This is a genomic window from Microbacterium sp. CCH5-D1, from assembly GCF_001557335.1.
GTDB classification, from domain to species: domain Bacteria; phylum Actinomycetota; class Actinomycetes; order Actinomycetales; family Microbacteriaceae; genus Microbacterium; species Microbacterium oxydans.
In genome coordinates this window covers 1-14129 of the sequence record NZ_LSJW01000001.1, presented here as the reverse complement: position 1 = coordinate 14129, position 14129 = coordinate 1, and the positions used below count along the sequence as shown (strand labels likewise).

At 66.0% G+C, this 14129-nt stretch carries 9 protein-coding genes; 2 read left to right on the top strand and 7 right to left on the bottom strand.

Going from position 1 to position 14129, the window contains the following annotated elements:
• On the top strand, positions 1–986 hold a 986-nt coding region (locus tag AX744_RS21780), incomplete at its 5' end, for a LamG-like jellyroll fold domain-containing protein (RefSeq protein WP_157543479.1).
• A gap of 602 nt (positions 987–1588) precedes the next feature.
• On the opposite strand, the gene AX744_RS21775 is transcribed toward AX744_RS21780, so the two are convergent.
• From AX744_RS21775 to AX744_RS21745, 7 genes are all read right to left on the bottom strand, one after another.
• Complete coding sequence (locus AX744_RS21775; protein WP_157543478.1) at positions 1589–2053, bottom strand: hypothetical protein; 465 nt, start codon at positions 2051–2053, stop codon at positions 1589–1591.
• Entirely contained in the window at positions 2050–8337 is a 6288-nt protein-coding gene (locus AX744_RS21770) for an RHS repeat-associated core domain-containing protein (RefSeq protein WP_061015047.1), read from the bottom strand. The genes AX744_RS21775 and AX744_RS21770 overlap by 4 nt, the downstream gene beginning before the upstream one ends.
• Positions 8338–8353: 16 nt before the next feature.
• Positions 8354–10984 carry a LamG-like jellyroll fold domain-containing protein gene (locus AX744_RS21765; protein WP_061015046.1) on the bottom strand — a complete coding sequence of 877 codons (2631 nt, stop codon included), beginning with the start codon at positions 10982–10984 and terminating at the stop codon, positions 8354–8356.
• Between the two features lie 279 nt (positions 10985–11263).
• The gene (locus tag AX744_RS21760; RefSeq protein ID WP_058631731.1) at positions 11264–11821 is read right to left on the bottom strand and encodes an RNA polymerase sigma factor; all 558 of its coding nucleotides are present in this window, start codon (positions 11819–11821) and stop codon (positions 11264–11266) included.
• A gap of 35 nt (positions 11822–11856) precedes the next feature.
• Positions 11857–12528: a dihydrofolate reductase family protein gene (locus AX744_RS21755; RefSeq protein WP_061015044.1), complete on the bottom strand. Its 672-nt coding sequence runs from the start codon at positions 12526–12528 to the stop codon at positions 11857–11859.
• Positions 12525–13217: a winged helix-turn-helix transcriptional regulator gene (locus AX744_RS21750; protein ID WP_058631733.1), complete on the bottom strand. Its 693-nt coding sequence runs from the start codon at positions 13215–13217 to the stop codon at positions 12525–12527. The genes AX744_RS21755 and AX744_RS21750 overlap by 4 nt, the downstream gene beginning before the upstream one ends.
• Position 13218: 1 nt before the next feature.
• Entirely contained in the window at positions 13219–13656 is a 438-nt protein-coding gene (locus AX744_RS21745) for a VOC family protein (RefSeq protein ID WP_171011015.1), read from the bottom strand.
• A 149-nt stretch (positions 13657–13805) separates the two neighbouring features.
• Here AX744_RS21745 and AX744_RS21740 point away from each other — a divergent pair.
• Positions 13806–14129: DUF7134 domain-containing protein (locus tag AX744_RS21740; RefSeq protein WP_442922824.1), on the top strand; the 324-nt coding region annotated here is incomplete at its 3' end.

The window sequence follows — 14129 nt, the reverse complement described above, 5'->3', positions numbered from 1 at the left end:
CTCCCACCCAGCTCGTCGCGCCCGCCCCGCCCGTACCCGCCGACGGGACGGTCTCCATCGCGGCCGCGCTCCCCGACTGCGCCACCGCGATCACCCGGAACGTGCGCTGGGCATGCAAAGCCCCGTCCGGAGCGACCACTTTGACCGTCGCCCCGACGGACGCGCTGTCCACCGTCTGGGTGTCCGCCTACGACAAGGCAGGTAACCAGTCCGCCGCGGTCGGCCGGCCGCTCTACCCTGGCGGCAACACCGGAACCCCCGCTGCTGCGGCGAACCTCGACGCGGGACACGCGTGGCAGGTCACGCAGATGTCCACCCCGCTGCCGAACACGATCCCGGACTCCAACCCGTGGATCGGCGCTGATGGCATCGACCTGCTGATACCCGAGACCAGCTCCACCACCTCGACGGATCTGCCCGACCCGCCCATCGAGACCCCGGTGCTGTCGACCGCCGGGGGAAGCGCCATGGAGGTGAGCACGATGTATCCCGCCGTGAACGCGATGAACAGCTTCACGTTCAGCGTGTGGGTGAAGACCCGGTATCTGCCTGCCACAGGTTCCCAGAAGATCGCGATGCAGGGAGGAGGCTCGAGCGGCTCCGTCCAGCTTCAGGTCACCAGTGCAGGCACCTACGCGTTCTGCCTCGGCGACTACCCCGTCAACTCCGCCAGCACGACACCGACGAGCAACTGCGCCACCGGCGGAGCCGCGACGCCCGGATCGTGGCAGATGCTCACCGGCATCTGGGATGCGACGAACAAGCAGCTCCGACTCCTCGTCGGCAACTCGATCACGCCGGTCGCCGTCAACTCACACATCAACGGAGCCGGCGACCGCTCAGCCAGCGGACCCCTCGTCTTCGGCCCCGCCCCCATGACAGGACGATTCGAAGGTCTCATCGCCAACCCCGTCATGGTCCCCGGCGTCATCAATCACGTCCAGCTCGCCCGGCTCAACGCCTTCGAGCTCCCGTTCACCGACTGAGCGCGAGAGCGCTTCTCGGAGGGAAACGCTCTCGCGCTCTCAGTTCTCTCACCTATGATTCAGCACGCGTCTTCTCACCTAGGAATCAGCACGCGCGGCCCACGGGGTGCCTTGCTTTCCCGTTGACGCCACGACGACCGAATGGCCTGAAGTCAGGCTCACACGAACAGTCAGATTAGGAAGACGCCACAAACGGCACCAAGCACCCGGAGCGGCCGCGCGTTCGCTCGCATGCCGAGCAGGGGCCTGGCACAGCGCTGCCTGAACGATATCGATCGCAGCCACCGCTACCGCAGAAGTGCGCCGACGAGAGTAAAAATGCCGAAGCCGATGAAGAGTATCCCCACGATGAGCATCCTCCGCGGTGTCCTCTCGGGCGACGTTAGATCATCCGCCAGCGGCTCTCCGTACATCCTCTCCATGCCGTGATGGAAGATCTGTGAAACAGGACCGCGAAAGAGCATCAGGGCAAGCCCGATCACGATCAGTATCGGCCCAATCACTGACTCAGCAGACACGTGCAGTCCCGGAAGCGAAGCTCATAGGTGGTGCCATCGGAGAACTGCTACCCCGCACACGCCGTGCGGCAGCGCTCCTCCGCTTCAATCCCGCGATGGACTGAAGTCAACGAAAGTCCCATCACAGAAAGGTTCGCGAAGCTCGGACCAGTCGGCGCCCGAGAACCGTCCTGCCCCGGGCAGGAAGACCGCTTCTCCGTCGACGCTACGGACGTGAAGTACACCGTCGTCGTCCACGTCCCAACGCGCATCGCCAGCATCTCCCTCGCTGGCGTCAGCGACACAAAGCCGGGCGTCAGCAGACGTTTCGATGTGCCCCAATGAGATTCCCGATAGTCGAGCAGTTCCGTCCTCGTAGAGCTCGATGGTTGTGTTGGCCGCATCCGGGACGTCTGGGTCCTTCGATCGCTGCCAACTGATCGGGAACTCGAACTGATCGCCGGGCCCCGGTGTCTTCGTGAGGGCAGGAATGACCAAGACCGCGCATGTCACCACGAGGAAGATGGCCACCCCCGCCCCCAGCACTCCCCACAGCACGGTTTTATTCACTTGCACGCGATCTCTCCACAGTGCTTCAGAATGAAGTTGTAGTACTGAGTACTGGTCAATCCATCCGGATATTGCTTATACATTTCGTAGCCAATGCTCACGGCAGCGTCGTCACTCTTATCGTTCTTATAGCCGACATCGTCGCCGGGAGCGTTGGCCGCTTGGATAGCGACGCCCTCGGGAATACCATAGCTTGCGAGCATCGCGCCGTAGATGACGTTTCCGTAGACGTCGACACGCACCGTCTTTCCGTCGGATCGATCCGGATAGTCAGCGCCGGATAGTCCAAACTTGTCGAGAATTCCAACCTTGGCGTCCCAATCGCCGCCGGTCTTGAACTTGTCGTATACAGTGAACGCCGCGGACGCAGCCTCTGGATTCCACGGCACATCGATCATGAGGCCGATCGCTCCTGATCCGAGACCTTTACGGAGAGCAAGCGCATCGTTGAGAATTCCGCGGAAGGCGGCGTTCTTCTCGCGCGCAACTTTCACCACGTTTTTGTTTGTCGCTGAAGATGTCCACGTCGTGTACTGCTGATATGTGAAAGCAGCGAGCCGGGACGAGTTTGTTAACGGCGACCCCTTCGCCTTCTTTGGCGCCTTGCTCCCGCCGTCAGAGGCCATCGCGAAGGCGAACTTCATTCCGCTCGGGTCCATGTACGTGGTGGGGTTGTTGCCCGAGTACGTGTATCCGGTGTTCTGCTGCGGCAGGTTCGTATCGATCACAGGGTCCACGGACAGGAACTTCCCGAGCACGGGGTCGTAGGTGCGCGCACCGACCGTGGTCAGGCCCGTCGACGCGGTCACGGGCTTGTTCATGTACCCGGTCCCACTACCCCACACTCCGGACGATCCGATCGGGGCACCGTAGGGATCACGGAGCATGCGCGTGGTCGTGCCTGTCGCGTTCGCCACTGTTTGCACGTCCACCGTCCCCTCCAGATTCGAGAACAACCACGTCAGCGTTGTGCCGGCGGTTCCGGTCTTCGCGGACTTCTCCGCGATCGGCTTGCCCTCGACACCACTGTACGTCCGTACGCCCGCGACGACCGTCGATCCCGTCGCCTGCTTCAGCACGGTGTCACCGACGAATAGCGTTGAACCTTCCGTCGTGTTGGTGCGCAGCAGGATGCTGCCGTCGACGTTGTAGACCGTGTCCTGCGTCGTGGACCCGGCCACGACCTTCGAGACCTTGCCCGCGTCGTCGAACGTGATCGTCTGGCCAGGGCGTCCGGTCATGTTGCCTGCCGCATCGTAGGAGTACGATCCCGGCCCCACTCCGGCCGGGCCTGCCACAGCGTTGACCGCGTGCGGACGGTCGCCGCCCGCTGCCGCGTAGGTGTACGTCGCGGTGGTGGTCGATCCCATCGTCGAACGCTTCACGAGTCCCGTGCGGTTTCCGGTGGCGTTGTCATACGTGTACTCATGCCAGTACGGCTCTAGGCCACCCATCCCGCTCGCCGACGGTGTGGCCCCGCACTCCGTCGATGCGTTCGGAGTCCACGCCGACTTCAGCTGGCGCAGCGAGTCATACGCGTAACAGGCCTTCTGCGTCCCCGCCGTCGGCAGCACAGAGCTCATCGTCGCCGACGTGACATTGCCGACCGCGTCGCGGGTATATGCCCGGTCGGCCACATAGTGCCCCAGATCGCCGAACACCGCGTTGTCCTTGATCGACAGCACCGCCCCCGTCGCGGCGTCATAGCCGTAGGTCGAGTACGCGGTGCTCGTGGAGCCGTTGACCCGGTTGAACTGCGACAGTTGCCCGATCGGCGAGTACACGGTGTTCGCGAGGATGATCGACGTGCCGCGCACGCCGCTCAGCTTGCCCCAGGAGTCGTAGCTGTAGCGGATCGTCTCGGCCGGCAGGCCACCCATCGCGGGCATCTGCTTCGCCAGCAACGACGAGTCCGCGTTGTAGTAGAGCGTCGTCTTGTAGCTCGTGCCCGCAAACGCGGGTGCACCTGCCGGGATCGAGAGCGTGGTGTCGAGTGGATTGCCCGCCGCGTCGTACGAGCCGACTGTGGTCTTGTAGGCAAGGCCCGGGGCGCCCGGAGTCGACCCCGTGTAGGCGGTCGACGTCGTGACGAGCCCCTTCTTGACCGTGTCGTAGGTCCACGACGAGAGCATCGCGCCCGAAGATGTGCCGGCATACGAGGCCGTCTTGCGGTTGAGCTCATCGTAGGTCGTCGTCACGGTCTTCCCGCGGGCGTCTGTCGTCGAGGTCATGTTCCCGGCGAGGTCGTAGGTGGCCGTCGTGACTCCCGAATCGGCGTCGTCCTGACCGACCCGGTTGCCGAGCAGGTCGAACGTCCAGGTCCAGTCGTTGCCGGCCGGATCGGTCATCTTCGTCATCCGATCGCCACCGTCGTAGGCGAACGTCGTCGTTTGTCCGGTGCCGGTGATGCCGGCCGCGAGGTACTGGATAAGCTTGGTCTTCTGCCCGAGGGAGTTCGTGAACGTGCTCGTCGAGGTGCCCCCGACCGGCGGAACCGTGTCGACCCGATCTGCACCAGGGTAGGCGTTGATCGTCTGCGAGTGCACGGACCCCGTGGTGTTGAGGGTCGACGTCAGCGCGCGTCCGACGGCATCGTACACGGTGATGACCTGCGAGGGGATGTTGTTCTCCGTCACCGGAGTGAAGAACGCCGTTCCCGGAGCGATGGATGCCGTCCAGTAGTCGTTGTCCACGAAGTACTGTCGCCCCTGGTTGTCGTAGTTCGTGGTCTTCACGACCGTGCCGCCTCCGACGGCGAGGCTCTGGGTCTGCGTCTCTCGCCCGAGACCGTCGAAGAGCTGGTAGCTCGAGACGATGCCGCCACCGGTCAGGGTGTCTGTCTTGATCGCATTCGGGGCGGTCTGCGACAGCGTGTAGGAGAACGACATCGACGGCGCCGCGGGATTCGCGGCCTGGGGTTGCAGCGGCAGCCAGACCTTCGTGGACCGCCCGAGACCGTCGATCGCGATCGTCGTGATCGAGCCGTTCGGGTCGACGATCTTCGTCTTCGCGCCGGTCGTCGGCTCGAGCGTCGTCACCGTCTGCCAGGAGAACGGCGCCGCGTTCGTCTCGGTCGTGGACAGCAGAGGTAGGGCCGTCGCCGGAGTGTAGGCCGTCGACGTCGTACGCCCCAGCGGATCCGTCTTCGTGAGCAGGCGTCCGAGGGTGTCATAGGTCGACGACTCCTTCGTGACCCAATGCGGCTGACCGTTGTCGTACTTGTCCACCACCTGCACGGACGTCGGCAGCCCCTTCGTTGCCGCCGCGCCCCAGGCCAGGCCGTCGTAGCTGGTCTTCACGTCGCTGACCAGGTCGCGCGGGAACTGCGCGCCGGCCACGCCGTCACACGTGGCGTTGATCGTCCGTACCTGACTGGGGAGCCCGATGATCCAGGCGGAGGTGTTCGCCGCGGCGTAAGTCGTCGTGACGCACTTGCCCGTGGCATCCGACGGGACCGTCGACACCGTCAACGGATAGCCGTAGGTTCCGTCGAACGTCGTACGGGTCTCGAGCGTGCGGTTGCCACCGGTCGACAGTGGCTCGGTGACGACTGTCTTCTGCACGCCACCCATCCGCGCCTGCCGCGCGCCGTCGTTGGAGGTGACGTTCGAGGCCCACGGCGTGCTGACCTGCGTCGACACCAGAGCTCCGCCGACACCGTTGAACGTCTGCTGCTGATACGGCTGTCCGGCGAACCAGCGGTCGTCCGGGATGCTGGTGCCGGTGACGTTCACCGTCTTCGTGCCTCCGCCGGCAGCCGCCCTGTCTCCGTTCATGCCCTGGTAGTACGTGTACTTCGACACCTTCTGGGCCGCGGGTACGGCCGGGTCGCCCTCACGCACCTCCACGGTGTTCACCCCCGCGAACACGTTCCACGTGCGCGAGTTCGCCACTGTCAGGGGCGAATCGTTGTACCGCCACTTCGGCGTGCCGTAGAAGTACTGCGTCTGCTGCACTTGGCTCAGCGGGCCCCCCGTCACACCGTTGACGAGGATCGAGGAGACCGGGTACTTGTGGAACAGGTCCTGCCGTCCGCCGAGCGGGATGGTCGACTGCGGCACCCACCACTCCGGGAAGCACCAGTTCGTGTTGTTCGGCAGGTCGCCGAGGATTCCTGCAGCCTGAGCCGGCGTGCACTGCTGGCCCTGGTAATTCACGCTGATCACGCCGCCGAGACTCGTCTTGATCGAGCTCAACCGCCACTTGTCGAGCGGGGCCAGACCATCGACGACCCACACCCGGTTCTGCATCGTGACGCCGGAGAACACCGTCGCCGGCTCCACGATCGCCGCTTGCCCTGCCGCTGTGCCCGTCCGCTGCACCTGCGTGAGCCAGAGCGCGGCCGATGTCCCGTCGCCGGGATCAGGGTACGAGTGCCCGAGCGCCCAGGAGTCGACGGTCGAGTACTCGCCCGAGACCTTCGCCTGCGACTCCACCTTCACGAGGCTCGCGTTCGTGAAGAACGAGGGTGCGATCTGCGAAGCACTGCACGAGGTTCCGGTGCACAGCTGGTCGAACGGCACGTCGGGATACTTGGCCGGATTCGCCGGCATCACCGCGCTGTCGAGGGCCGCAGCCGTGCACGATGACCCGGTGGCGTCGTTGCATCGGCCCTTCCCGTCGTAGCTGAAGAGAACGCGGTACCCCGCGGCCTTCGATGCGAAGAGGTCCGTGGCCCGCAGCCCGTACTCGATGCGCGTGAGGGCACCGCCACGCTGGTACGCGGTCGCTCCCGAACCGCCCTTGGCGTACTTGTTCGTCTCCGCCGTGTAGTACATCGTCTGCGCATTGCCGTGCACGTCGACGACGTAGTCCAGGTTCCACCGCCACGCCTGCGAGCAGGAAGACGCCGCGAACGTCGAGGCATGACACGGCTCCCCCGCATCGTTGCCGAACACCGGCACCGTCCAGGTCGAGTTCGTCGTCGCCTTGCCCGCGGACCACCCGGGGAGCTGATTGAGACCGAAGTAGTACTGGGTGCCGTCGGTCGTTGTCATCCGCCAGCACTCGTTGTTCACCGTTCCGTTCGCCGCACAGCCCTGCGCGGCACCGACAAGGCGCGCGAAGCGGGTGCCGTCATCGTTCTGCAGCTTCCAGACACCGCTGGCCGTGTCTTTGATGAGCGCGCCCGACCGCCCGGCCATCGATACCGTGGCGTTGTCGGTTCTCCAGCACAGGTCGCCGGATGTCGTGACCGCACCACTGGCACCGTCATCCTTCGCGCACGGGATATAGCTGCGCTCGATGAACCCGGCGGCGGTGAGGTCCCATCCCTCACCCACCACCGACGGCTGGTTGTTCGTCGATGCTGTGAGCCCATCCACCGACTGCGAGTTGTATGACAGGCCCACCGACGGCGTCGGCCCCGCACCGGGAGCGGGGACGGCCATGTCGTAGTTCCACGTGAACGCGCCGGTCTGCTCTGCGACGTCCCACGTCGACGACGACTTCAACGGTGTGGCCGCATACGAGCCCGTGCCGTTCGCGCTGCTCGCGCCCGACACCGCCGCGAGCATCATCGGCTCTTTCGAGACCTTCGGTGTGAGCACCAGCCCCTCGTCCGTCGCCGCGGTCGCCACGGGGACGGCCTTCTCCGACACGTCCTCCGGCTTCGTCGACGCGGGCACCTGCACCCACTCCAGGCGACTCGCGAAGTCGCCGCCATAGGCACCGGCGAGCAGCTGCTGAGGCATCCGCACCGCGACCGGCTCCCCTTCTTCCTCCGCGTCCTGCTGCGCCAGAGAGACGACGATGCCGTCGAGCCCCTTCTTGGCCGCCGCCTTCTCGTCGAGGATCTCCACGACCACGGACGGGCTCTGCGACGCCGCGTCGTCTTCCTCCCCCTCCGCGTTCTCGGCATCGTTCTCGGCTGCGTTCTCCTTCTCCGCCGCCCCGACGCCGGACGCGGGTGCGAGGGCGAGGCCGGTATCGCCGAGCGGCTTCCACTCCCCGGCCACCGTCGCCGGCGCAGCCCCCTCCGCGCCTTCCGCCGCGTCGGTCGTGACGCCCTCCAGATCCGACTGCTCGAGAACGATGTCGGTGCTCTCCAGCGACGGGATCTCCATGGCATCCGGAGTGGCCGAGTTCACCGACGAGAGCGGGTCGGCGCCCGCATCCGCCTCGCTGACCGTCGAACCCGGTACCGGATCGCCGAAGACCGGGGTCTCGACGGTCGGTGTCGGCGACTCGGCGAAGGCTGCTCCCGGAGCCGCGACCAGCACTCCACACGCGAGCACCGAGGTGGTGAGAACAGCAAGAATCGTGCGGGTGCTCCGACGCGCCATGGTCAGTCTCCGGTACTCAGTCGGTGAAGGGGAGTTCGAAGGCGGCCATTCGGGCCAGCTGCGCATGGTCGACGACACCGGGGACCATGACGGGGTTCGTGATGAGCCCGATGAACCGGAGGCTGTCGGGGCCCGGGGCGAACATCAAGCTTCCGTTCGCCGAGCGATCACCGCTGCCGTTGACGTGGCCGTTGACGGCGACCGGCGTGATGGAGTTGCCGATGTGGAGGCGGAGCTGCTGGTTCGCGGCATCCCAGATCCCGGTGACCATCTGCCAAGTGCTGGGCAGGACCGTTCCCCCGGTGACGCAGTTGTTGTCGCGGGCGGTGTTGCTCATGTTCACGTACTGCTCGCCGAGGCAGAAGGCGTACTTGCCGGTGCTGGTGATCTGCAACTGCATCGTCCCGATGCCCTGGCCCCGCTGGATGGCGATGATCTGGGACGTCGGCGCCACGTGTGCCGGCTTGACCCAGAGGCTGAAGGAGAAGCTCTTGGACGCGTCGACGGGAGCCGCCAGGGCGGTGATCTCGTATCCTGCGGTCGCCACGTTCGTGGAGAGCACGGGCGAGGCGACCGGGAAGTCGGGGAGGTCCGTCGTGGTCGTCGACGCAGTCGCGGGGATCATGAGGTCGATGGCGTTCGCACCGATCCATGGGTTGGAGTCTGGAATCGCCTCCGGAAGCGGCGATGACATCGTCGTGAGCTGCCAGGCGTGTCCCGCGTCGAGGTTCGCGGCGGTGGCCGGGGTCCCGGTGTTCCCGCCGGGATAGAGCGGATGCCCTGTGGGAGCAGACTGATTGCCCGCCTTGTCGTAGGCGGAGACCCACACCGTCGACAGCGAGTCGACAGGCGCGACGGTGACGGTCGTCGCACCGCTGCCGGTCTTGCAGGCCCACCGGACGCTGTTGGTCACTGTGGTCGCGCAGTTCGGAAGGGCCGCAGCCACGGAGACCGTGCCGTCAGCCGGCACCGGAGGCGCAGGGGCGACCAGCTGCGTGGGGGTCACCCAGTAGACGTATCCCGCGACATCCGCTGCCCCGGTCACCGACAACGGGACTCCAGTCCCGACGGCATAGGAAGCACCCGTCGGGGCCTCCACCACCGGCACAGCCGGCTTCGTCGTATCCACCGTGAAGTAGCACCACTCGCTGTAGCCGGTGCCATGATGCGTCGTGTCCTGACCTCTCCCGCGCCACGCGTACGTCTCGCCATCGACCAGGCCGGTGAACGTCACTGTCTTCGTCCCTCCGGCGGCGAGGCCGGACCCCAGTGTCTGCACGAGGACACCGAGATTGCCGGCCTTGGCCAGGTAGAAGTTGGTACCGACGCTTCCTCCGTCGGGATCCGTCTGATTCACCGCGACCGCGACGTCCGTCTGACCGACCGCGGCCGGAGCCGCAGCGGTGCCACACGCACGCGAAGGGGAGGTGAACGACGGGGCGGTGGGCGTGTTCGGCAGGGTGTTGTAAGAGACGATGAGCGTTGCCGCGCGGCTGTAGTGACGACGCGACGGCAGGTTCGCATTCGTGTAAGTGAAGGCGAACTGAATGGCAGACGCCCCCACTTTGGCCTGCACGCCCGATGTCACGTTCCAGCCCACCGCCATCGGCGCCGAGCCCAGGCCGGGGCCGTACCACGGAGCCTGCAGCGGGGCGCTCCACCCACCCGTTCCTGCCGCGTTCCACGCCTGTTCCTGCGCCCAGGTGAACCCGGTCGGCTTGATCCCATAGGTGTGGACCTGGATCGCACCCGCCCCGCTGGACGCGACCGCGAGCTGAGTGGTGTTCAGGCGGGCGCTCGTCACGACCTTCCCCGCCAGAGCGCCGATGGGGAACTGGAAGAACATGTCCGAGCGATACTGCTGGTAGATGCCGACGCGCAGCACATCGGAAGCCCCCGCCGACAGGTACGACTGGTTCGGATAGTCCGCGTCCGTGTACCAGGAGGCTGTGATCCCCGACGACCAGTCAGGGTCGACGAAGATCGGATACACGACATCCCCGTCGCGCTTCTCGTGCTTCGTCACCGAATCGCCCACGTCGAGCAGCACTCGGTCCGCCCCCACGTCGTGCGTCACGGGCAACGGCGGTGCTTCGCCGCCCGGCTCGCGATAGGTGCCCCCCTCGGAGGAGTCCCACCACAGCGGCTGACCGGCGACGATGCTCGACTCATCCCCTGTCTCCGCGGTGACGGTGCCCGTCGAGTCCGCGCTCAGCTCTGCGTTCTCGACGACGACGTGAAGACCGTCGAGCTTCGCGGACTGCGCTGCCTCCTCGGTCTTGACGACGTAGATCGACGCCTGCCCGGTCTTCGTCGCGACCATCTTCAGGTCGACACCGGGCAGCACCTCAGAATAGGTCGCGGTGTCCCCTTCGACCGCCGGGGTCGGCAGGATCCCGTAGGGCCAGATCTCGGTGATCCACTCGCCCGATTCAGCCTGCACCTGAGCGAGCCGGTCGGTGCCACCTGACGAGAAGCGCACGGGAGCCGCGGAGGCGATCGGCTCGAACCACTCGCCGGTCGATGCGAGTGTCGTGTCGACGGGTACCCAGTCACCGCCCCGCTCGACCCGCACCGGCACGCTCGATGCCTCGTACCGCATCGTCCCATCCGGCATCGCCAGCGTCTGCTCTGTGGGGGTGATCATCCCCACGACCGGTACCGGTTCCCCGGTAGCGCGAGCCGCAGATGCCGCAGACGAGACCGCACGCTCCCGGATATCGCGGAACGACTGCACCGACAGCTCTCTTGCTGCACCTGCCGTCGGCGCGGCCGATGCCGACAACGCTCCTCCGCTCAGGACGATGGCGAGGACGCAGACAGACCCGAGGCCGGAACGCGCGAGCCTGCGCAAACCCGAAGGAAGGAGATTCACAGACGAAAGCTATGGTTCAGCTGGGAGCGTGCGCAATATCCATCTCCTCGATCAATCCCTTTGTAAGGTATTCGCCGCTCGGGCAATGGAGGCGTCGGGGAGGCGGTCGAGTCCGAGCTCCCGTTCCAGCTTCACCCGCGCCCTGCTCAATGTCGTGAAGACCACCGACTGCGAGCAACGCAGCAGCTCGGCGATCTCCCCCGCGGCCAATCGGTCCCAGTAGAAGAGGACGACCATCCTCTTTTCCCGTGGGGTCAAGGCGGTCTCGATCGCATGACGCACCGCGATGGCATCGAGGACGTCGGACTGGCGTCGGCCCCCGACGCCGTGACGCAGGGCATCCATCGCCCTGACCTCGGATCGTCTCCTGCGCTCACGATCTTTGAGCTTGTTGTCCGCGGCGCGCAGCAGCCAGATCAAGCCGAGTGGCTTGCGCTCATCCAGCTTCGACCACGCGAGCGTGAACACGTCGGAGACGAGATCCGATACCTCATCCGGGTCGTCGATCACGCACTCGATGTGGTGTCGAACACGAGCCCAATTCTGTTCGAAGACCCGTTGGAAGGCTGCGACGCGCTCCGCCTGCCGCGACTGCTTTCCAACCCCCACGTTCGGATCGTATTGCACCAGGGGCGCGCTTCATGTCAATCGAACGTGCCGACCTCCGGCACCCGATCGGTCCGTGCGTAGCGCAGCAGTGTCACCCCGGCGTCGTCGGTGATCGGCGGCTCGAGCAGACGCAGCACGCTCGGCAACGCGTTGTCGTCGAACACCTTCTTGCCCGCTCCGAGCAGCAGTGGGTAGACCCAGAGGTTCAGCTCGTCGAAGAGACCCTCAGTGAGCAGCGTGTGCACGAGATCGATGCTGCCGATCACATGCACCTCGCGATGGGCCGCCCGTATCGCCGCGATCTCCGCGGCGAGGTCGACACCGACGCGCGTGCTGCCCTCCCAGTCGAGCGCGAGATCCGCATCCCGGGTCGCGACGTACTTCGGCACGCGGTTGAAGAGCGTGCCGATGTCGCCGGATTCGCCCTCGGTGTGATGCGGCCAGTACGAGGCGAAGATGTCGTACGTGTGCCGCCCGAGCAGCAGCGCATCGAGACCGCGCATGCCCTTCTCGATCTCGGGTCCGACGCCGGAGGAGGGGTATCCGGCCTGCCACCCGCTGAACCGGAATCCGCCCGACGTGTCCTCATCGGTGCCGCCGGGACCCTGGGCGACTCCGTCGAGAGAGGTGAAGAGGTCGATCAGGATGCGACCGGGTGTCTGTTGTTCATCGGGCGCCTGTTGTTCATCGGCATATTGGTTGTTCATGTCGTGCTCCCCACTGTCAGTCGTGCGATGTGGAAGGTGTCGGCGAACGAGTCCAACAGCGATGCATCGCCACGGACGACCGCGACGAGGTCCTGTGCCAGCGCTTCCGCCGGGGTGACCTCGCCGCCGATGAGGCGGCGGATGCCGGGACCGGCGACGATCACCGCATCCGGTTCTCCTTCGGGGATGCGCCCGCCGACGGGAGGCGCCGGAGGAGCGAGCTGCGCGACGCGGAGCTCGCCGTCGCGCACCGATGCACGGAGGGCGACATCGCCGACGTGCAGTTCGTACTCCGCGTCCAGCGCGCTCTCGGTGACGAACGCCGTGCGCAGCGCCATCGTGAGGGAATCGGCCGTGACGACGTCGCCCTCGTCTGGGTCTCCCATCGCCTGGAAGCCCCAGCGTCCGAGGGCGAGCATGATCGGCTCGAAGGAGCGCCCGTAGGGGGTGAGCTCGTACACGAGTCCGCAGTTCAACAGCGGCACACGTCGCACGACCCCACCCTCCTGCAGCTCTTTCAGTCGCGTGGACAGGATGTTGGTGGGGATGCGCGGCAGGCCCTGCTTGAGGTCGGTGTACCGACGCGGTCCGACGAGCAGATCACGGACGATGAGCAGCGCCCACCGCTCCCCGATCAGCTCGACGGCCGTCGTCACACCGCAGTACTGGCCGTAGCTGCGCGCCGCCATGTCAGGCCGACGTGGCGGTGTCGGCCACGTGATCCGGGCCGTTCTCGATGGCTTCGGGCGTCATGTAGAGGAAGCCGAGCGAGTTGCCGTCGGGGTCGTCGAGGTCACGCGAGTACATGAAGCCGTAGTCCTGTACGGGCTTCGGCTCGGCGCCACCGGCCGCCAGACCCTTCGCGAGGATCGCATCGACCTCCTCGCGGGAGTCCTGGCTGAACGCCACCGAGACCTGGACGACTTCGTTCGGGTCGGCGATGGGCTTGTCGGTGAAGGTCGAGAAGAACTCGCGCTTGAGGATCATGAAGTAGATGTCCTCGCTCCACACGACGCACGCCGCATTCTCGTCGGTGAACTGGGGGCTGATCTCGCAGCCGAGCGCGGTGTAGAAGGCCTTCGCGCGCTCGAGGTCGGTGGTGGGCAGGTTGACGAACACCTTGGTCATGATGGCTCCTCCGGAGGTGTGAGCTCATCGGTCGGTGAGCTCGTTGAGGACAAGCTTGTTAAAAGCAATCATGCTTGTCAATAGCAAGTTCGGACCGATCCCCCACACGGGGGATGCGGCGCCGCCACGGCCCGCCCTACGGTGGAGGGATGTCCGCCGCCCCGTTCATCCGCACGCCGACCGAGCGCGAACGGCGCAGCGATCTCGTGCTCGCCACCGTGCTGTTCGTCGGTGCCGTGCTGAGCGCAGCGCTCTCCTCGATCGCGGAGATGTACGGCGACGAACAGGCGCCGCTGTGGACCGCCCTCGTGTACGCGGTGGTCGTCACCGCTCCCCTGGCCGTGCGCCGGCGCTGGCCAGGCACCGTCGCCGTCATCGTGGTGGCCGCCTACTTCACCGCGGTGACGATCCGCATCCCCGAGATCTACGTCGGCAACATCGCCATGTTCATCGCGATCTACACGGTCGGCGCC

Excerpts from the sequence above, each read along its gene's own strand:
- AX744_RS21770 (WP_061015047.1), bottom strand. The coding sequence starts at position 8,337 with ATGGCGCGTCGGAGCACCCGCACGATTCTTGCTGTTCTCACCACCTCG.
- AX744_RS21765 (WP_061015046.1), bottom strand. The coding sequence starts at position 10,984 with ATGATCACCCCCACAGAGCAGACGCTGGCGATGCCGGATGGGACGATG.
- AX744_RS21755 (WP_061015044.1), bottom strand. The coding sequence starts at position 12,528 with ATGAACAACCAATATGCCGATGAACAACAGGCGCCCGATGAACAACAG.
- AX744_RS21750 (WP_058631733.1), bottom strand. The coding sequence starts at position 13,217 with ATGGCGGCGCGCAGCTACGGCCAGTACTGCGGTGTGACGACGGCCGTC.
- AX744_RS21745 (WP_171011015.1), bottom strand. The coding sequence starts at position 13,656 with ATGACCAAGGTGTTCGTCAACCTGCCCACCACCGACCTCGAGCGCGCG.